Annotated in this window: 16 protein-coding genes and 1 riboswitch; of the genes, 8 read left to right on the forward strand and 8 right to left on the reverse strand. The window is 53.1% G+C overall.

From position 1 onward, the window contains the following. Nucleotides 1-242: 242 nt before the first annotated feature. Both murI and btuB read right to left on the reverse strand, forming a co-directional pair. The gene (gene murI, locus M4I31_RS22535) at nucleotides 243-1,094 is read right to left on the reverse strand and encodes a glutamate racemase (RefSeq protein ID WP_038636091.1); all 852 of its coding nucleotides are present in this window, start codon (nucleotides 1,092-1,094) and stop codon (nucleotides 243-245) included. Then, complete coding sequence (gene btuB, locus M4I31_RS22540) at nucleotides 1,039-2,877, reverse strand: TonB-dependent vitamin B12 receptor BtuB (protein WP_038636088.1); 1,839 nt, start codon at nucleotides 2,875-2,877, stop codon at nucleotides 1,039-1,041. The genes murI and btuB overlap by 56 nt, the downstream gene beginning before the upstream one ends. Nucleotides 2,878-2,941: 64 nt before the next feature. After that, nucleotides 2,942-3,129, reverse strand: a riboswitch (cobalamin riboswitch). Nucleotides 3,130-3,244: 115 nt separating this feature from the next. Between btuB and trmA the strand changes: the two genes are divergently transcribed. Continuing rightward, nucleotides 3,245-4,345 (forward strand): tRNA (uridine(54)-C5)-methyltransferase TrmA, encoded by a 1,101-nt coding sequence (gene trmA, locus M4I31_RS22545; protein WP_085049756.1) that lies wholly within the window; start codon nucleotides 3,245-3,247, stop codon nucleotides 4,343-4,345. 36 nt (nucleotides 4,346-4,381) lie between these two features. On the opposite strand, the gene M4I31_RS22550 is transcribed toward trmA, so the two are convergent. Beyond that, nucleotides 4,382-4,741, reverse strand: coding sequence for a YijD family membrane protein (locus tag M4I31_RS22550; RefSeq protein ID WP_085049755.1), 360 nt, complete (start codon nucleotides 4,739-4,741; stop codon nucleotides 4,382-4,384). A gap of 15 nt (nucleotides 4,742-4,756) precedes the next feature. Beyond that, nucleotides 4,757-5,392, reverse strand: a complete 636-nt coding sequence (gene fabR, locus M4I31_RS22555; RefSeq protein ID WP_003028862.1) for an HTH-type transcriptional repressor FabR — start codon at nucleotides 5,390-5,392, stop codon at nucleotides 4,757-4,759. Nucleotides 5,393-5,583: 191 nt separating this feature from the next. Here fabR and sthA point away from each other — a divergent pair, with 191 nt between their 5' ends. Further along, nucleotides 5,584-6,984, forward strand: a complete 1,401-nt coding sequence (gene sthA, locus M4I31_RS22560) for a Si-specific NAD(P)(+) transhydrogenase (RefSeq protein ID WP_032940238.1) — start codon at nucleotides 5,584-5,586, stop codon at nucleotides 6,982-6,984. Here the strand turns inward: sthA and oxyR are convergent. From oxyR to argC, 4 genes are all read right to left on the reverse strand, one after another. Next, nucleotides 6,967-7,884: a DNA-binding transcriptional regulator OxyR gene (oxyR, locus tag M4I31_RS22565; RefSeq protein ID WP_038636079.1), complete on the reverse strand. Its 918-nt coding sequence runs from the start codon at nucleotides 7,882-7,884 to the stop codon at nucleotides 6,967-6,969. The two genes, sthA and oxyR, sit on opposite strands and share 18 nt — an antisense overlap. A 298-nt stretch (nucleotides 7,885-8,182) precedes the next feature. Then, on the reverse strand, nucleotides 8,183-9,556 hold the full coding sequence (gene argH / locus M4I31_RS22570; RefSeq protein ID WP_085049754.1) for an argininosuccinate lyase: 1,374 nt from the start codon (nucleotides 9,554-9,556) through the stop codon (nucleotides 8,183-8,185). Between the two features lie 117 nt (nucleotides 9,557-9,673). Continuing rightward, on the reverse strand, nucleotides 9,674-10,447 hold the full coding sequence (gene argB / locus M4I31_RS22575; RefSeq protein ID WP_038636072.1) for an acetylglutamate kinase: 774 nt from the start codon (nucleotides 10,445-10,447) through the stop codon (nucleotides 9,674-9,676). Nucleotides 10,448-10,457: 10 nt separating this feature from the next. Continuing rightward, the gene (argC, locus tag M4I31_RS22580) at nucleotides 10,458-11,462 is read right to left on the reverse strand and encodes an N-acetyl-gamma-glutamyl-phosphate reductase (RefSeq protein WP_085049753.1); all 1,005 of its coding nucleotides are present in this window, start codon (nucleotides 11,460-11,462) and stop codon (nucleotides 10,458-10,460) included. A gap of 155 nt (nucleotides 11,463-11,617) precedes the next feature. Between argC and argE the strand changes: the two genes are divergently transcribed. The 6 genes from argE to M4I31_RS22610 all read left to right on the forward strand — a co-directional run bounded on the left by argE (nucleotide 11,618) and on the right by M4I31_RS22610 (nucleotide 20,615). Then, nucleotides 11,618-12,769: an acetylornithine deacetylase gene (gene argE, locus M4I31_RS22585; protein WP_047025879.1), complete on the forward strand. Its 1,152-nt coding sequence runs from the start codon at nucleotides 11,618-11,620 to the stop codon at nucleotides 12,767-12,769. Between the two features lie 279 nt (nucleotides 12,770-13,048). After that, nucleotides 13,049-15,700, forward strand: coding sequence for a phosphoenolpyruvate carboxylase (gene ppc, locus M4I31_RS22590; protein WP_085049752.1), 2,652 nt, complete (start codon nucleotides 13,049-13,051; stop codon nucleotides 15,698-15,700). 211 nt (nucleotides 15,701-15,911) lie between these two features. Beyond that, nucleotides 15,912-17,645 carry a phosphoethanolamine transferase CptA gene (locus M4I31_RS22595; protein ID WP_085049751.1) on the forward strand — a complete coding sequence of 578 codons (1,734 nt, stop codon included), beginning with the start codon at nucleotides 15,912-15,914 and terminating at the stop codon, nucleotides 17,643-17,645. Nucleotides 17,646-17,730: 85 nt separating this feature from the next. Beyond that, the gene (locus tag M4I31_RS22600; protein ID WP_085049750.1) at nucleotides 17,731-18,591 is read left to right on the forward strand and encodes an AraC family transcriptional regulator; all 861 of its coding nucleotides are present in this window, start codon (nucleotides 17,731-17,733) and stop codon (nucleotides 18,589-18,591) included. A 245-nt stretch (nucleotides 18,592-18,836) separates the two neighbouring features. Continuing rightward, entirely contained in the window at nucleotides 18,837-19,499 is a 663-nt protein-coding gene (gene fsa, locus M4I31_RS22605) for a fructose-6-phosphate aldolase (RefSeq protein WP_085653175.1), read from the forward strand. A gap of 12 nt (nucleotides 19,500-19,511) precedes the next feature. Then, nucleotides 19,512-20,615: a glycerol dehydrogenase gene (locus M4I31_RS22610; protein WP_038636055.1), complete on the forward strand. Its 1,104-nt coding sequence runs from the start codon at nucleotides 19,512-19,514 to the stop codon at nucleotides 20,613-20,615. Nucleotides 20,616-20,628: the final 13 nt, after the last annotated feature.

A 20,628-nucleotide genomic window follows, 5' to 3' on the forward strand; every position in this document is an offset into this window, starting at 1 on the left:
AAGAGCAGTTGCGACGCGCTTTGGCGCTCTGTCGCGAGGTCCCGTATATTACGTTTTCCTCATTCAGAGTCAAGCATTTATTTTTGCTTTTCTCTCCGGGATTCTCACTGAAACCCCGCTGACCCGGCGGCGTGTAATCCGTTGTTCCGTGTCAGTGGAGGCGCATTATAGGGAGTTATTTCAGGCTGACAAGGGGAAATTCAAAATAATCTTCCGAGTGCGCATTTTTTCATCAAAACCGATTAAACCGCCAGTTTTTCGAGCGTTTTGAAGCCATAACGTTGCAGCACGGGCAATAATTGTTCGGCTTCTGTCGTCATCGCCATACAGAATGCGACATTCTCATCGGTTGATTTCGCGTCGGGCGCTTCATGTTCTAATAACCAGGCCGTGCGACGCGCAATCGCGGCCCCCGAATCCACCAGTCGCGTCCCCTCGGGCAGGACCTGTAAAAGTTCTTCCTGTAATAGAGGGAAATGAGTGCAGCCCAGCACCACCGTGTCGGGTGGTTCCGACATCCGCAGCCACGGACGTAGAATGCGGCGCAACTCCTCCAGAGAGACCGTTTCGCCGTGCAGCTTCGCTTCCGCCAGTTCTACCAGCTCGGCAGACCCCAACATCGCAATCTGACATTCGTTAGCAAACCGCGCAATCAACTCATGGGTATACGACCGCTTCACCGTCGCACGTGTAGCCAGCAGTCCCACAACGCCATTCGCCGTGAGTCGCGCCGCCGGTTTAATAGCAGGAACGACGCCTACAACCGGGAAGGCAAATTTCGCACGTAATGCAGGAAGCGACACAGTGCTTGCGGTATTACACGCGATGACCGCAAGAGAGAGTGGATAGCGCTGCTGGACCGCAGTCACAATCTCAACAACACGCTCGACGATAAATTCCTCGCTCTTCTCACCATAAGGAAAGGCGACGTTATCAAAAGCGTATATATAGTGGAGATCCGGCAGGAGACTGCGGATCTCATTGTAGACCGACAACCCACCGACGCCGGAATCAAACACCAGCACGGTGGGACGTGGATCAGAAGGTGTAGCTGCCAGACAAGGTGTATTCCCGCCCTGCAGTTGCGTAGCCATAAACTGTCTCGTAATCTTTATCGAACAGGTTGGCGATTTTACCACGAACAGTCAGCTGTGAGGTGATTGGATATGCCACTGTCAGATCCCACAGGCTCACTCCCCCCATTTTTACCGGCTGATTGGTGACGAAGTCCGTGTCATAACGCGTTCCCAGATAATGATAGGTCAGGCCCCAGTCAAAATCGTAAACCTGCCAGTCAAGCTGGTACTTCACCTGCTGTTTAGAACGACGCGCCAGTGGTTTATCGGTAATCGCATTTCGTGCATCAACGTAATCGTAGCTCAGGGTGTGCGCCAGCGGCCCGGTATCAAAGTTTGCTGTCGCTTCGACACCTTTAATACGTACTTTGCCTTCGTTAAAGTATTTCTCGGTATGTGGGTCGTAATCGATCATGTTATCGATATCGTTGCGATATCCTGACAAACGCCAGTTCACATCCGCCGTCAGCCCTTCAAACGCCCCTTCCCACTGCTTACTCTCTTCAGGATCCAGATTCGAATTGCCGTAATAGCCATGCAACTGCCCGAGATTTGGTGCTTTGTAGGAAGTACCGTAGGAGGCAATAAAGCGATAACCTTCAATAAACTCCCATCCGGCGCTGGTTTGCCATGTACCATGGCGACCAAACTCGGAGTTATCATCACTGCGCGCCGCACCTTCAAAGGTAAAGTCACCCAGTTGCTGCAACCCGGTGAGATAGAGGCCAGTGTTACGCTGGTCGTAACCGTCCGTGACATACGCGGTGCCAGGCTCCGTAGTTTGCTTTTGCCAGTCGACGCCCGCGCCCACATTACCGTGGCCAACCACCATACTGTTCGACCACTGAACATTATATTGCTTCATCTCATCCAGTGTGGCCGAGGAGTCATAGCGGCCATAATCCGGATCATAGTTGTAGTCTTTACTGTGGCTATAGCTGGAAACCAGCTGTGACTGGATAATTTCACCATTGAAGCGCAGTCCGGCATCCCAGCTTTGGCTATAGAGTTTTCGGGTATCGACCAGTGGTGAGTTCGGAGAATAGTACGAATCGTAATTCGTGCGGTTATCATAACCGTAGCCACGAACAAACCCGCTCCAGGTGTCAGAGAAGTTGTGTTCCAGCGCGCCATATAGCGTCTTACTTAAGAAGCCGTCTTTGTCGGGTTGAGCCTGAGAGCCAGTACTACCGTAAGCCACGACATCAAAGCCTTTGGTATAGGCATAATCGCCCATCAACGTGACACGCGTATTTTCACCTAACTGTTGTTGGGTTGAGACATCGTAATTCTGGTAGCCATTGCTTCCCACGCCAGCGGTCAGTTCCGTCCCCGGCTTTTCGCGCGTCGTAATGATATTCACCACGCCGCCAATCGCATCAGAACCATAAATAGCCGAACGCGGCCCACGAATGTACTCAATACGTTGTACCAACGATACCGGGAACTGGCTAAGATCGGCTGCGCCGCTAACCCCTGCCAGGTTCAGACGTACACCGTCAATCAGCACCAGAACATGGCTGGCGTTGGTGCCGCGAATAGAAATAGACGAATTTTGTCCCATACCACCGTATTGGGCGATATCCACGCCTGGCAAGCGACGAAGCACATCATTCACGGAGGTAGATTGCCACCGGTCGATATCCTGACGCGTAACAACGGTGATAGGAGCAAGTACTGCGCTACGAGGCTGCTGAAAACGGTTGGCAGTGACGACGAGAGTATCTGGGCTAGCATCCTGTGCCCAACCAGAAAATGCCGTGACGGAAAGCGCCGTCCACAGCAACGATTTTTTAATCATTGTAAAGCATCCACAATATAAGAAGGATGCCGCAGGTCCCACCGATAGTACGCGATGATGAAAACCAGATGCGACGTTAGCCGGCAGGTCTTCGGGCTTGGAGGCGACTTTAAGAGATGATGACTTCCCACGGCAAGCCGCAGTGTCTGCACCAGGTGCGCTCATCTCCTACCTTCCTTACCGCTGCGCGTCAGCTCCAGATTCACACTGGATTCCCTTTTAACTCACAGGACCGGAAAACGGATGCTACAGTTTGTTACAACCCACTGTCCAGACTGTGTATCACAATATCGGAAATCATCAATGACTGGACATCTGTTGAGCAATCCCTACAATCCCCGCGTACTTTTATTTTTCAGGACGCATCATGACCCCCGAACATCTTCCGACAGAACAGTACGACGCGCAGTTAGCTGAAAAAGTGGTGCGTCTGCAGAGCTTAATGACACCGTTTTATGCACAGGCTCCGGAAGTGTTTCGCTCACCGGTCAGTCACTACCGTATGCGTGCCGAATTCCGGCTGTGGCATGACGGTGATGACCTGTACCACATCATGTTCGATCAACAGACGAAAAGCCGTATTCGCGTCGACAGCTTCCCGGCGGCCAGCGAGCTTATCAACACGCTGATGACGGCAATGATTGAAGGGGTACGCAACAACCGTGTCCTGCGCCACAAACTGTTCCAGATTGATTACCTCACCACCCTGAGCGATCAAGCGGTCGTCTCGATGCTGTACCATAAAAAGCTGGATGACGAATGGCGTCATGAAGCCGAAGCGCTACGGGACGCGCTGCGTGCGCAAAACCTGAACGTGCATCTGATTGGCCGGGCTACCAAAACCAAAATCGAGCTGGACCAGGACTATATTGACGAACGCTTGCCGGTCGCAGGGAAAGAGATCATCTACCGCCAGGTTGAGAACAGCTTCACCCAACCCAATGCCGCGATGAATATTCAGATGCTGGAATGGGCGATTGATGTCACCAAAGATTCCAAGGGCGACTTGCTTGAGCTGTACTGCGGTAATGGCAACTTCTCATTAGCGCTGGCGCAAAATTTCAACCGCGTGCTGGCGACTGAAATCGCCAAACCATCCGTGGCGGCTGCCCAGTACAACATTGCGGCTAACCATATTGATAACGTACAAATTATCCGCATGGCGGCAGAAGAGTTTACTCAGGCGATGAATGGGGTTCGCGAGTTCAACCGTTTGCAGGGGATCGATCTGAAGAGTTACCAGTGTGAAACCATTTTCGTTGACCCACCGCGTAGCGGTCTGGACAGCGAAACGGAGAAAATGGTGCAGGCGTATCCGCGTATTCTGTACATCTCCTGCAACCCGGATACGCTGTGTAAGAATCTGGAAACGTTAAGCCAGACGCACAATGTTTCACGTCTGGCTCTGTTCGATCAGTTCCCGTATACGCACCATATGGAGTGTGGCGTGTTACTGACCGCGAAGTAAGTGATGTCCTGGCCGGGCTTGCCCGGCCTACAAATATTAATCCGCAATTTCCTGCTTACGGTTACGCACTTTAACGCCGATCCAGAACACCAGAATCACCGACAGTACCGCCGGGAAGAAGTTAGAACCAATATCCGGATATTCAGCGCGTACCACGGTGCTGTACAACAGAACACCGAGAATAAAACAGGCGGCGGCCAGGCCTGGTAGCCCCACAGGCATGGTGCGGTTCTGATAGCGTTGATGCAGACAATAAACCGTCAGCACCAGCGAAATAATCGGAAATACTGAGAATGGCACAATGGAGCTAAACAGCGCCGCAAATGTGCCATTGATCGATAAGCCAGCAACCAGCGCCAGCAGCAGCGTACCTTTATCTTGACCTGACTGTTTCATTGCTCGTCCTTCTCGTTACTCGGAGTGGTGCGTCATCTTCTCTTGTTCACGGCGGTACCAATAAAATGCGCCTTTCGCAATCATGCGTAGTTGCAATACCAGCCGCTCTTCCAGCTGTCGACGCTGTTCAGCGCCAACATCCAGTGCTTCTGCCCCGGCGCTGAACACAATCGTTACCATGGCTTCGGCCTGCGCTTCAGTAAACGCACGGGGCATATGGTTTTCGAGTTCCAGATAGTCCGCAAGTTCCGCAATGAAGTGCTGAATTTCACGTGCGACCGCTGCACGAAACGCTGCGGAGGTTCCCGAACGCTCGCGCAATAATAAACGGAAGGCGTTGGGATTGTTGCCGATGAATTCCATAAATGTTGAGACCGAGGTACGGATCACACTCCCACCTTTGGCGATACGCTGACGCGCCTGACGCATCAACTGACGCAGCATCAGACCACTTTCGTCCACCATCGTCAGCCCGAGCTCATCCACATCGCGGAAATGGCGATAAAACGAGGTTGGCGCAATGCCCGCTTCACGAGCAACTTCTCGTAAACTGAGACTGGCAAAACTACGCTCAGCACTGAGTTGACTAAATGCAGCCTCTACCAGCGAACGCCGGGTTTTCTCTTTTTGTTGCGCTCTAACGCCCATCACGATGTCTGAATCCTTCCACATACCTTGCTGGCACTATACCAGAGATTAGGCGGTTGGCATGGCTTTGTTAATGATTGTTTACGCGCAGTTTGTGCTTCGACTTCGCAAAAAAGCACAACGATAATTGGGTTATCCTGACAACGATGTTACTATTCTGTTGCTTTTATGTATAAGAACAGGTAAGCCTGACCATGTCACATTCCTACGATTACGATGCAATAGTAATAGGTTCCGGTCCCGGCGGCGAAGGCGCTGCAATGGGTCTGGTTAAACAGGGAGCGCGCGTCGCGGTGATTGAGCGCTATCATAACGTCGGCGGAGGCTGTACCCACTGGGGCACCATCCCGTCGAAAGCACTCCGCCACGCCGTCAGCCGTATTATTGAATTCAATCAGAACCCACTTTACAGCGACCATTCCCGACTTCTCCGTTCTTCCTTCGCCGATATTCTCAACCATGCTGATAACGTGATTAATCAGCAAACGCGCATGCGGCAAGGTTTTTACGAGCGTAATCACTGCGAGATTTTGCAGGGAAATGCCCGTTTTGTTGACGAACACACTATCGCCCTGGAATGCCACGACGGCACGGTGGAAACGCTGACCGCGGATAAGTTCGTGATCGCCTGCGGTTCACGCCCTTATCGCCCTGTTGACGTCGACTTTTCGCATCCCCGCATTTATGACAGCGACTCCATCCTGAGTCTGCACCACGAACCTCGCCACGTTCTGATTTATGGCGCAGGGGTTATTGGCTGTGAATATGCGTCGATCTTCCGTGGAATGGACGTCAAAGTTGATTTAATCAACACCCGCGATCGTCTGCTGGCGTTCCTTGATCAAGAGATGTCCGACTCGCTCTCTTACCACTTCTGGAACAGCGGTGTGGTTATTCGCCACAACGAAGAGTACGAGAAGATTGAAGGTTGCGATGACGGCGTCATCATGCACCTGAAATCCGGTAAAAAACTGAAGGCTGACTGTCTGCTGTACGCCAATGGCCGCACCGGTAATACCGATTCGCTGGCGCTGGAAAATATTGGTCTGAAAACCGACAGCCGTGGGCAGCTCAAAGTGAATAGCATGTACCAGACGGCACTGCCGCACGTGTATGCCGTAGGGGATGTGATCGGCTATCCGAGTCTGGCATCGGCGGCCTACGATCAGGGACGCATTGCCGCCCAGGCACTGGTGAAAGGCGAAGCCACCGCGCATCTGATCGAAGATATCCCAACCGGGATTTATACCATTCCTGAAATCAGCTCCGTTGGTAAAACCGAGCAGCAGCTTACGGCGATGAAAGTCCCATACGAAGTTGGCCGCGCCCAGTTTAAACATCTGGCACGGGCGCAAATCGTGGGCATGAGTGTCGGCACGTTGAAGATTCTGTTCCATCGCGAAACCAAAGAGATTCTGGGGATCCACTGCTTTGGGGAACGCGCGGCCGAAATTATTCACATCGGTCAGGCGATAATGGAGCAAAAAGGTGGTGGTAACACCATCGAGTACTTCGTTAACACCACCTTTAACTACCCAACCATGGCGGAAGCCTATCGGGTAGCGGCGCTAAATGGCTTAAACCGCCTGTTTTAACGCACTGTCGAAATGGCCATCCATTGATCCACGGATGGCCTCTGCCAGCTGTTCATAACGGCTGCGCAGCGGCGAACCTGGACGATACACCAGGCCAATCGTGCGGCGCGGTTCTGGCTTAATGCATGGCAGATAGACAACACCATCACGCTTGCGCTCCGACGGAACAGCCAGCGCAGGCAGTAACGTAATACCGCTACCTGCCGCCACCATATTGCGCAGCGTTTCCAGACTGGTTGCCCGGAAATGGGTATCTTCATCAGCACCAGCTTCAAAGCAGAAGCCCATGGCCTGATCGCGCAGGCAGTGGCCGTCTTCCAGCATCAGCAGTTTTTCACCCGCCAGATCGGACATCGGTACACAGTCACGGTTTGCCCATGGATGATCTTCATAGATCGCCAGCATCATAGGCTCATCAAATAACGGTACTTCGATGAATGCCTCACTCTCTTTCACCAACGCCAGAATCACGCAGTCGAGCTTACCGCTATCCAGTTGCGCCAACAGCTGATGCGTCTGCGCCTCATGCAGATACATTTCCAGTTTTGGGAAGGTCTGGTGCAACATAGGAATAATATGCGGCAGCAGGTATGGCCCCACCGTTGGGATCAAACCAATATGCAGCGGGCCAGACATCGTCTCGCCTTGTTGGCTTGCCATCTCCTTGAGCACTTTGACCTCGCGCAGCACGGTGCGCGCCTGATCCACCAGCAGCAGACCTGCCTGAGTGAACAGCACCTTGCGACTCGTACGCTCCAGCAACATGACGCCCAGCTCATCTTCCAGCTTACGGATCTGCCCGCTCAGCGTTGGCTGGCTCACGTGGCAGGAGTCTGCCGCCCGTCGGAAGTGACGATGTTCGGCAAGCGCCACCAGGTATTCAAGATCACGAATATTCATTATTCATCCTCCATCGCCACGATAGTTCGTAGCGATAGGTAGCATAGCAACGAACGATTATCCCTATCAAGCTTTCTGTTTAATAATGCACCACAGAAACGGAACGGTACCCCTTTAACCCTTGAAGCTACTGTCCGTTTAGAGAGTTTCTCTCATACTCGAAATAACTAAAGCCAACGTGAACTTTTGCGGACCTTGCGTCCGCATTTTTTTTGCATAAAAAAGCCCGGCGAGATGCCAGGCTCTGATCACTGTTTGCCTGATGGCGCTATGCTTATCAGGCCTACAAAGACAAAAGTTACGCCAGACGCGCCTTCGCGTAATCAATCGCCTGTGCGACCTGCTGTGGCGACACGCCGCCTTTCGCCGCACGTTTGTCCAGACACGATTGGAGAGAAAGGATCGGGTAAACGTCATCGCCAATGACCGGACTGAACTTCTGTAAGTCGGTCAGCGACAACGATTCCAGCGGTTTGCCCTGACGAATCGCCTCAACCACCGTTTCGCCCACAATGTGGTGCGCTTCGCGGAACGGCACGCCTTTCGCTACCAGATAGTCCGCCAGTTCAGTAGCGTTGGCATAACCCTGCTGCGCCGCTTCCTGACAACGCGGACGTTTCACCTGAATGCCATCCAGCACCAGCGCGGCCATATGCAGACAATCCAGCCAGGTGTCGAGCGCATCGAACAGCCCTTCTTTGTCTTCCTGCATATCTTTGTTATACGCCAGCGGCAGGCCTTTTAAGGTCATCATCATCCCGGTCAACGCCCCCTGCACGCGACCGCATTTACCACGGATTAATTCCAGCGCATCCGGATTTTTCTTCTGCGGCATCAGGGATGAACCAGAGGTCACTCGATCGGACAGCTCGACAAAGCCTGCTTCACCGGTATTAAAGAAAATCAGGTCTTCAGCAAAACGCGACAGGTGCACCATGCCGATAGAAGCGTCGGAGAGTAACTCCAGCACGTGGTCACGATCGGAAACGCTGTCCAGACTGTTGCGCGTTGCCGAAGCAAAGCCCAGCCAGCCGGCCAGTTGTTCGCGATCGATTTCATATGCCGTACCCGCCAGCGCGCCGCAGCCCAGAGGACTGACGTCCAGACGCTTAAGCGCATCCTGCAGACGGCTCTCATCACGCGCCAGCATTTCGACATAGGCCAGGCACCAGTGAGCAAACGTCACCGGCTGCGCACGTTGCAGGTGGGTGTAACCCGGCATAACGGCGTCCTGGTTATTCTCCGCCGTCACCACCAGCGCACTTTGCAACTGACGGTTGGCAGAGAGTAATTCAATAACCATGTCTTTACACCACAGTTTAAGGTCGGTCGCGACCTGATCATTACGGCTACGCCCGGTATGCAGTTTTTTACCAAGCTGGCCGACTTTATCAATCAGCTTACCTTCCACCCAACTGTGAATATCTTCGGCATCGCTTTGCAGGATCTGTTGCGGGTTGGCACGCACCTCTTCCAGCAGCGTGTTCAGCGCCTCTTCCAGTTGCAGCTGTTCATCAGCAGTCAGTACGCCGACCGTTACCAACGCTTTGGACCAGGCCACAGAGCCGACAATATCCTGTTCTGCCAGGCGGTAGTCAAAACGCAACGAGTCGTTGAACTGTTTGAACCGCTGATCTGCTGCCTGTGTAAAACGCCCACCCCAAAGTGCCATAACATGCTTCCTTAAATTCTTTTAATTTCAATGCCGGATGGCGCTACGCTTATCCGGCCTGCAGGTTCTGTTCACGTAGGCCCGATAAGGCGTAGCCGCCATCGGGCATACAAATACTTAAGCCAGAATACGGGTACCGATCGGTGTGCCGTTAAACAACGCCGGGAGTTGCTCTGCATGACGCCAGGAGGCGATATCCACCGGGCGGCCCAGCGTGCGCGCGGCATCCAGCGCCGCATTGACCTTCACGATCATGCCATCGGTAATAATTCCCTGGTCGATCAACTGCTCCGCTTTCGCGGCGGTCATTTCGGCAATACGCTGACCTTTACCATCCAGAATACCGCTCACGTCTGAGAGCAGGATCAGATCCGCCCCCAACGTTGCCGCCAGCGCTGTTGCCGCCTGATCGGCGTTAACGTTCATCAGCAGTCCATCTTCAGTGACGCCGATGGAGCTGACCACCGGCAGAAAACCGCTTGCCAGCAGCGTGTTAATTAGCTTAGGCGAACCCGGTTGCGCGAGTCCAACATGACCCAGCTCTTTATCGAGCGGCGTCACTTTTACGCTGTCGCCATCGCCAAGATACAGGCCCACAGAGGCGATTTGATGTTTTTTCGCCCAGGCCAGTAAGGTTTTATTCGCCGTACCCGCCAGGGCGCCAGTGATAATGTCTATCTGATCGGCAGGAGTAACGCGCAGGCCGTTTTTCTTTTTGACCGGCAGATTCAACTGCTTCATTAGCTCATCAACCACGCAGCCGCCGCCGTGCACAATAATCAGCGGACGCTGATGCGACTCACGATAATTCACCAGTGCGGTAAACAGTCGCTCCAGCGCCTCTTCGCTATCCAGTAAAACGCCGCCCAGCTTGATAATTAATGGATTCATTGTTGCACCCTTAAATAAGAGACTGCGTTTCAGCAAAGCCGAAACGGATATTTGCGCACTGCATCGCCTGTGCCGCCGCGCCTTTTAATAAGTTATCTTCGGTCGCCACCACGATCAGATGCTCTCCCTGCACGGCAAACCCGATGTCACAAAACGGTAAGCCCACCACGTTTTTCAGGGCCGGGACGCCTTTGTCGTACAGACGTACCAGTGGTTTATCGCCATAGGCTTGTTGCAGTGTCTGGGCCACCTGCGCATGGGTTACGCCCGCTTTCAGACGGCAGGTGATCGTTTCCAGAATTCCGCGCGGGAAGTTCCCCAGATGCGGAGTGAAGATCACTTCCGCGCCGAGGTGAGTTGCGATTTCCGGCTGATGACGATGGGTAAACACGCCATAGGGCTGCAGGCTCACTTCGCAAAAGCTGTTCGAGATAGCCGCTTTACGGCCTGCCCCGCTGACGCCGCTGGTCGCATTAATCACCGGCCACTGGCTGAGATCCAGCAGTCCGCCGTCAATCAGTGGTTTCAGCGACAACTGCGCCGCCGTCGGATAACAACCCGGTACGGCAACCAGATTCGCTTCTTTCAGTTGCTCTGCGCTCCACTCCGCCAGACCGTACACCGCCTGCTCCAGCAGTTCGGGGTGCTGATGGGTAAAGCCATAATATTTTTCATAGAACGCGCTATCGTTAACACGAAACGCGCCTGAAAGATCAAACACCACACATCCGGCCTGCAGAAACTGCGGGGCCAGGTCATGACTGACCTCATGCGCTGTAGCGAGGAACACAATGTCCACCCCTGCGCTAAACTCGCTGATATCCGACATTGGCTGCAACGGTAAATCGACAATGCCTTTCAACTGCGGATGCAAATCGGAGATGAGTTTTCCTGCATCATTGCTTTGCGCTGAGACGGTCAAAGCGGTTATGTTCATATCAGGATGGCGATTTACATAGGTCACAAGCTCTGCGCCGGCATAGCCGCTGGCGCCCACAATCAGCGTATTCAACATCGGGGCAGCTCACCTTCTTAGATTCTGTTGCCAGGTATAAGCCTTTATCACCTCACCTTACACTTGGTGGGTTTTATTACGCTCAACGTTAATGTATTTTTATTCATAAATACTGCATGAATATTGATACTATCATGACCCGAGGTGTGTCAACAATGAAAAACAATTTACCGCCATTTATCGAGATTTACCGCGCTCTGATTGCCACGCCATCGATTAGCGCCACCGAAGAAGCACTGGATCAAAGCAATGCAGGTTTAATCACTCTGCTGGCGGGCTGGTTCAAAGATTTAGGCTTCAATGTAGAGGTTCAGCCGGTCCCCGATACGCGCAATAAATTCAATATGCTGGCGAGCATTGGACAAGGGGCTGGCGGTCTGTTGTTAGCGGGTCATACCGATACCGTGCCGTTTGACGACGGACGCTGGACGCGCGATCCGTTCACCCTGACAGAGCATGACAATAAGCTCTACGGCCTGGGTACGGCAGATATGAAAGGCTTCTTCGCGTTTATCCTCGACGCGCTGCGCGACGTCGACGTAACGAAGCTGAAAAAGCCCCTCTACATTTTGGCCACTGCCGACGAAGAGACCAGCATGGCGGGGGCGCGCTACTTTTCTGAAACCACCGCTCTGCGCCCGGACTGCGCGATCATTGGCGAACCCACCTCCCTGCAGCCGGTGCGTGCGCACAAAGGGCATATCTCTAATGCAATTCGCATTTTGGGGCAGTCGGGTCACTCAAGCGATCCAGCGCGTGGCGTCAATGCGATTGAACTCATGCATGATGCTATCGGCCATATCATGACTCTGCGCGATGACCTGAAAGAACGCTATCACCATGACGCTTTTACCGTTCCGTACCCGACGTTAAATTTGGGTCATATCCACGGTGGCGACGCCGCCAACCGAATCTGCGCCTGCTGCGAGCTGCATATGGATATTCGCCCGCTGCCCGGCATGACGCTCAACGATCTTAATGGTTTACTTAACGATGCGCTGGCCCCTGTCAGCGAGCGTTGGCCGGGTCGCCTGACGGTGTCGGAACTGCATCCGCCTATTCCTGGCTATGAGTGTCCGCCAGACCATCAGTTGGTTGAAGTCGTCGAAAAACTGCTGGGAGCGCAAACGGAAGTGGTGAACTACTGCACTGAAGCGCCGTTTATCCAGACGCTTTGCCCGACGCTGGTGTTGGGCCCAGGCTCCATTAATCAGGCACATCAGCCAGATGAATACCTGGAAACACGCTTCATTAAGCCAACTCGCGAATTGATCACCCAGGTTGTGCATCATTTCTGCTGGCATTAATCGTTTATAACCTTGCTCATCCTTCAGCGGTGAGCAAGGTCATTTATTAACATTTTCATAAGCACAGCTTATTTGATTCGATGTGAATTAAATAACGTAAATTCCCGCCATTTTTTCGTTTGCTGAACCGATTTCGCAGCAATTGACGTCACGAGTTTTACGTGGCTTTATAAAAGACGGCAAAAAAATTAAGTCCGAAAAATTTCACGTTGCAGCAGTGTTGACGGCGGCGCGAAAGATACAGGACATTTACAAAAGAGATGGGGTGTCTGGGTAAATATGAACGAACAATATTCCGCGTTGCGTAGTAATGTCAGTATGCTCGGCAAAGTGCTGGGAGAGACCATTAAGGATGCGCTGGGAGAGCACATTCTTGATCGCGTAGAAACAATCCGTAAGCTGTCCAAATCATCCCGCGCTGGCAATGAAGTCAATCGCCAGGAGCTACTTACGACGCTGCAAAACCTGTCTAACGACGAACTGCTGCCGGTTGCCCGTGCGTTTAGCCAGTTCCTGAACCTGGCCAACACCGCCGAGCAATACCACAGCATTTCGCCCAAAGGCGAAGCAGCCAGCAACCCGGAAGTGATTGCTCGCACTCTGCGTAAATTGAAAGACCAGCCCAATCTCGATGAAGCCACCATCAAAAAAGCCGTGGAGTCACTCTCCCTGGAGCTGGTTCTGACTGCCCACCCGACAGAAATCACCCGTCGTACGTTGATCCATAAAATGGGTGAAGTAAACGCCTGTCTCAAACAGCTTGATAACAAAGATCTCGTCGATTATGAACGCCATCAACTGATGCGCCGTCTGCGCCAGTTGATTGCCCAGTCCTGGCATACGGATGAGATCCGCAAGATACGCCCAAGCCCGGTTGATGAAGCCAAATGGGGCTTCGCCGTGGTCGAAAACAGCCTGTGGGAAGGCGTGCCGAACTATCTGCGCGAACTGAACGAACAGTTAGAAGAGAATCTGGGTTATAAGCTGCCCGTTGATTTTGTTCCGGTTCGCTTTACCTCCTGGATGGGCGGCGACCGTGACGGCAACCCGAACGTGACGGCGGATATCACCCTTCACGTGCTATTGCTCAGCCGTTGGAAAGCCACCGACCTGTTCCTGAAAGACATTCAGTTTCTGATCTCTGAACTGTCGATGGTGGATGCCACGCCGGAACTGCTGGCGCTGGTCGGCGAAGAAGGCTCAGCAGAACCATACCGTTATCTGATGAAAACCCTGCGTTCACGTCTGATGGCAACTCAAGCCTGGCTGGAAGCCCGCCTGAAAGGCGAGAAATTACCGAAACCTGCCGGCCTTCTCACCCAAAACGAACAGCTCTGGGATCCGCTGTACGCGTGTTACCAGTCTCTGCAAGCCTGTGGCATGGGCATCATCGCCAATGGCGAACTGCTCGACACCTTGCGCCGCGTGAAATGTTTCGGCGTGCCGCTGGTACGTATTGATATTCGTCAGGAAAGCACCCGCCACACTGAAGCGCTGGGCGAACTGACCCGGTATCTGGGCATTGGCGACTACGAAAACTGGTCAGAAGCGGATAAACAGGCTTTCTTGATCCGCGAACTGAACTCCAAGCGTCCGCTTCTGCCACGTAACTGGGAACCAAGCAATGATACCCGCGAAGTGCTCGACACCTGCCGCGTCATTGCCGAAGCTCCGTATGGCTCCATTGCCGCCTATGTTATCTCGATGGCGAAAACGCCGTCCGATGTATTGGCCGTACATCTGCTGCTGAAAGAAGCCGGGATCGGTTTTGCTATGCCGGTTGCGCCGCTGTTTGAAACACTGGACGACCTCAACAATGCTGATGACGTCATGTCCCAGCTCTTGAATATTGACTGGTACCGCGGCTTTATTCAGGGCAAACAGATGGTCATGATTGGCTACTCTGACTCCGCAAAAGACGCGGGGGTAATGGCGGCCTCCTGGGCGCAATATCAGGCTCAGGACGCGTTGATCAAAACGTGTGAAAAAGCCGGCATCGAGCTGACGCTGTTCCATGGCCGCGGTGGTTCCATTGGCCGCGGCGGCGCGCCTGCGCATGCCGCACTGCTTTCTCAACCGCCAGGCAGCCTGAAAGGTGGCCTGCGCGTGACGGAACAAGGTGAGATGATCCGCTTTAAGTATGGCCTGCCGGAAGTGACCATCAGCAGCCTGTCGCTATATACCGCAGCCATCCTTGAGGCCAACCTGTTACCGCCGCCAGAGCCGAAGGATAACTGGCGCCATATCATGGATGAGCTTTCTGATATCTCGTGTGAGCTCTACCGTGGATATGTACGTGAAAACAAAGACTTCGTCCCTTACTTCCGCTCCGCAACCCCAGAGCAGGAACTGGGTAAATTGCCGCTCGGCTCACGTCCGGCAAAACGCCGCCCGACTGGTGGGGTAGAGTCTCTGCGCGCCATTCCATGGATCTTTGCCTGGACGCAGAACCGCCTGATGCTCCCGGCATGGCTGGGGGCAGGCACCGCGCTGCAAAAAGTGGTGGAAGACGGTAAGCAAAGCGAACTCGAAGCAATGTGCCGCGACTGGCCATTCTTCTCCACACGCCTTGGCATGCTGGAAATGGTTTTCGCTAAAGCAGACCTGTGGCTGGCTGAATACTACGATCAACGTCTGGTCAAAAAAGAGTTGTGGCCGCTCGGCGAAGAACTGCGTCAGCGCCTGGAAGCAGATATCGACGTCGTGCTGGCGATTGCCAATGACTCACATTTGATGGCCGACCTGCCGTGGATTGCCGAGTCCATCCAGTTAAGGAATGTTTATACCGATCCACTGAACGTTTTACAGGCAGAGCTGTTACACCGCTCGCGCCTGGCGGAAGAGCAAGGCAATGCGCCAGATCCACGCGTTGAACAAGCGCTGATGGTAACCATCGCAGGCGTTGCTGCCGGTATGCGCAATACAGGCTAACGTCCCCCTCCCGTCGCCTTCGTGCTATTGCGCGAAGGCGACATCAAAAATCGCTGTTATAACTGCTTCAATTTCAATATATTCCCGCCTGAATTTATTCATTTAATGAATGAATCATCAACAAAACGCGTTTTTTAACATCGCGACGCTTCAGTTCCTCTTAATATTTACCCGCTACTCTTGGCGACACGATTAAAGACAGGCTCACACTATGCAATCCTTACAACCCCAGTCTAAACCTGCATTTAGCTGGAAAGCCCTGGGTTGGGCGCTCCTCTATTTTTGGTTTTTTTCCTCATTACTGCAGGCCGTTATCTACTTTAGCGGCTACAGCGGATCTACCGGTTTACGCGACTCCTTGCTATTCAGTTCGCTGTGGTTGATTCCGGTATTTTTATTTCCAAACCGTATCCGTATTATTGCTGCCGTTATTGGTGTCATGCTATGGGCTGCCTCGTTGGCCGCTCTGAGCTATTACGTCATCTACGGGCAAGAGTTCTCGCAAAGCGTTCTGTACGTAATGTTCGAAACCAATGCGAACGAAGCCAGCGAATATCTGAGCCAATATTTCAGTCTGAAGATTGTGTTAATCGCGCTGGCGTATACGGCAATGGCGATTCTGCTGTGGACGCGTCTGCGCCCTGTTCATATTCCATCGCCCTGGCGCTATCTGGTGTCGTTTGCGCTGTTATATGGCTTGATTCTGCACCCAATGGCGGTTAACACGTTCATCAAACATAAACCGTTTGAAAAAACGTTGGATGGTCTCGCTTCGCGTATGGAGCCCGCCGCGCCATGGCAATTTATCTCCGGGTATTATCAGTATCGCCAGCAGTTGACCTCGCTCAATAGCCTGCTGAATGAAAACAATGCCCTGCCTCCGCTGGCCAACTTTAAAGACCATTCCGGTGACGCGCCACGCACATTAGTGCTGGTGATTGGTGAGTCAACGCAGCGCGGTCGTATGAGCCTGTATGGTTACCCGCGTGAAACCACACCGGAACTGGATGCGCTGCATAAAACCGATCCTAACTTCACCGTTTTCAATAATGTCGTGACCTCACGTCCGTATACCATTGAAATCCTGCAGCAGGCGCTGACCTTTGCCAACGAGAAGAACCCGGATCTGTATCTGACCCAGCCATCCCTGATGAACATGATGAAACAGGCGGGTTATAAAACCTTCTGGATCACCAATCAGCAGACAATGACTGCCCGCAACACCATGCTGACGGTATTCTCTAAGCAGACAGATAAGCAGTTCTATATGAACCAGCAGCGTACGCAAAGCGCACGCGAGTATGACAGCAATGTGCTGGCGCCATTTAAAGAAGTCCTGGCCGACCCGGCGCCGAAAAAATTCATCATCGTTCATCTGCTGGGTACCCATATTAAGTATAAATTCCGTTATCCGGATGGTCAGGGCAAGTTCGACAACAATATCGACAATGTTCCCCCTGGCCTGGGTAATGATGAGCTGGAAGCCTACAACGATTACGACAGCGCGAATGTCTACAATGACCACATCATTGCCAGCCTGATCAAAGACTACAAAGCGACCGATCCGAACGGTTTCCTGTTGTACTTCTCCGATCACGGTGAAGAGGTGTACGACACGCCGCCGCATAAAACGCAGGGCCGTAATGAAGACAATCCGACACGCCATATGTATACGGTGCCGTTCTTATTGTGGACCTCGGAAAAATGGCAGGCCGCGCACCCTCGGGACTTCTCACAGGATGTGAATCGTAAATACAGCAGCTCAGAGCTAATCCATACCTGGTCTGATTTAGCGGGCTTCACTTACGATGGCTTCGATCCAACGCGTGCCATTACCAGCCCACAGTTTAAAGAGACGACTCGCTGGATTGGCAATCCATACAAGAAGAATGCCCTGATTGATTACGATACCTTGCCTTACGGCGATCAAATCGGTAATCAATAATCCTACACAGGCCACTCTTTAAGAGTGGCCTTTTTTTATGATGGCGGTTACTGTTCTCCCTGTCTGCTGCCTGCAAGGGATTAACATGTATCACGACATCAGCCATCTTCTCGCCCGCCTGATTAACGGCCCTACACCGCTGCGCCAGATTTACTTTGCCAGCACCAGTAGCTCAACGCCGGAACTGGCATATCAGGTTGATTTTCCCCGGCTGGAGATTGTGCTGGAAGGGGATCTCACCGATCAGGGTATTACCGGCGCAGTCGCGACGTTACTACCTGGCGATGTCCTGTTCGTTCCGGCCGGCGGCTGGAACTTTCCGCAATGGCTCACACCGGTCACCACGCTCAGCATTCTGTTCAGCAAGCAGCAGTTGGGTTTCAACGTCGTTCAGTGGGACGGCAAGCAATATCAAAACCTCGCCAGGCAGCATGTCGCACGGCGTGGACCGCGTATTGGCTCTTTCCTGCTGCAAACGCTTAATGAAATACAAATGCAGCCGCAGGAGCAGCAAACGGCCAGGCTAATCGTCGCGAGCTTGCTGAGCCACTGTCGCGATCTGCTCGGCAGCCAAATACAGACCGCGTCGCGCAGTCAGGCGCTGTTCGAAGCCATTCGCGACTATATTGACGAACGCTACGCTTCACCGCTGACCCGGGAATCGGTGGCGCAAGCGTTCTACATCTCGCCCAATTACCTCTCCCACCTGTTTCAAAAAACGGGCGCAATCGGTTTTAACGAATACCTGAACCACACGCGGCTTGAACACGCGAAGACGCTACTGAAGGGTTACGAGCTGAAGATCAAAGACGTGGCGCACACCTGTGGGTTTGTTGACAGCAACTACTTCTGCCGCCTGTTTCGCAAGAATACCGAACGTTCCCCCTCAGAATATCGTCGGCAATATCACAGCCAGTTGACGGAGAAAGCGATCCATCAGCAATAAAGAAGACAAAAATAACATTAACTGGATTTTTGTAATATAAGAAATGAACTCATAACCCACATCACCTTAATAAACCCCACCTGCAACTGACATGTGAAGTAAGTCTCACTTTTGTCGATACATTACATTTATCCAGCTTTTGGCAGATTTGTCAGATAGCGCCATGCGGCGAAACACTCTTATCCTGTGCACAACAACGCATTCCGGCAACGGGCTGCTCACGCAAAATTAAGAGGATGTTTTGTATGGAACTTTACCTTGATACCGCCAACGTCGCGGAAGTCGAACGTCTGGCCCGCATCTTTCCTATCGCTGGCGTAACCACTAACCCAAGCATTGTGGCGGCAAGCAAAGAATCCATCTGGGATGTGCTGCCGCGCCTGCAAAACGCCATTGGCGAAGAGGGCATTCTTTTTGCCCAAACCATGAGCCGCGACGCGCAGGGGATGGTGGAAGAAGCCAAACGTCTGAGCAATGCCGTACCGGGTATCGTAGTGAAAATCCCCGTCACTGCTGAAGGTCTGGCCGCCATCAGGTTACTGAAAAGAGAGGGTATCACCACCCTGGGAACCGCCGTGTACAGTGCTTCGCAAGGTCTACTGGCCGCGCTGGCTGGCGCAAAATATATCGCGCCATACGTTAACCGCATTGACGCTCAGGGCGGCGACGGGATCCGCACAGTACAGGAACTGCAAACGCTACTGGAGCTACATGCGCCAAACAGCATGGTACTGGCGGCCAGCTTTAAAACCCCGCGTCAGGCGCTCGATTGCTTACTGGCAGGATGTGAAGCAATTACCCTGCCCTTAGACGTAGCGCAACAAATGCTCAATACCCCTGCGGTAGAGTCAGCAATAGAGAAGTTTGAGCAGGACTGGAACAACGCATTTGGTCACATCAACCTGTGAGGGAAATAAAGTATGGATCGCATTATTCAATCACCTGGTAAGTACATCCAGGGTGCCGATGTTATTACCCGTCTTGGCAGCTACCTCAAACCACTGGCAGCACGCTGGCTGGTTGTTGGGGACAAGTTTGTCTTAGGCTTCGCACAGTCCGCACTGGAAAAAAGCTTCCAGGATGCCGGACTGGCGCTGGAGATCGCGCCTTTTGGCGGCGAATGTTCGCAAAACGAAATCGACCGTTTGCGCGGCGTGGCGGAAAAAGCGCAGTGTGGCGCAGTACTTGGTATTGGCGGCGGGAAAACGCTGGATACCGCCAAAGCGCTGGCGCATTTTATGGGCGTGCCTGTCGCCATTGCGCCAACCATCGCCTCTACCGATGCACCGTGCAGCGCGCTGTCCGTCATTTACACCGATGCGGGTGAATTCGATCGCTATCTGCTACTGCCGAACAACCCGGACAGGGTCATTGTGGATACTAAAATAGTCGCGGGCGCACCAGCGCGTCTGTTAGCCGCAGGCATCGGCGATGCGCTGGCGACCTGGTTCGAAGCACGCGCCTGTTCACGCAGCGGCGCAACCACCATGGCGGGCGGTCAGTGCACCCAGGCGGCGCTGGCTCTGGCTGAGCTGTGCTTTAATACGTTGATAGAAGAAGGTGAAAAAGCGATGCTGGCAGCCGAGCAGCACGTGGTTACGCCTGCGCTGGAGCGCGTTATTGAGGCCAATACCTATCTGAGCGGCGTCGGTTTTGAAAGCGGTGGTCTGGCAGCGGCTCACGCCATTCATAACGGCCTGACGGCGATCCCGGATGCGCATCATTACTACCACGGCGAAAAAGTGGCGTTTGGTACGCTGACGCAATTGGTGCTGGAAAACGCGCCGGTCGATGAGATCGAAACCGTGGCGGCGCTGTGTCATTCCGTTGGACTACCGATTACTCTGGCGCAACTGGACATCAAACAGGATATCCCGGCGAAAATGCGCATTGTGGCAGAGGCGGCCTGTGCTGAAGGCGAAACCATCCACAACATGCCTGGCGGCGCGACCCCGGACCAGGTGTATGCCGCGTTGCTGGTCGCTGACCAGTATGGGCAACGTTATCTGCAAGAGTGGGAATAACCTGCCAATAAAA

Source organism: Citrobacter sp. XT1-2-2, assembly GCF_023516235.1.
GTDB lineage: Bacteria > Pseudomonadota > Gammaproteobacteria > Enterobacterales > Enterobacteriaceae > Citrobacter > Citrobacter werkmanii.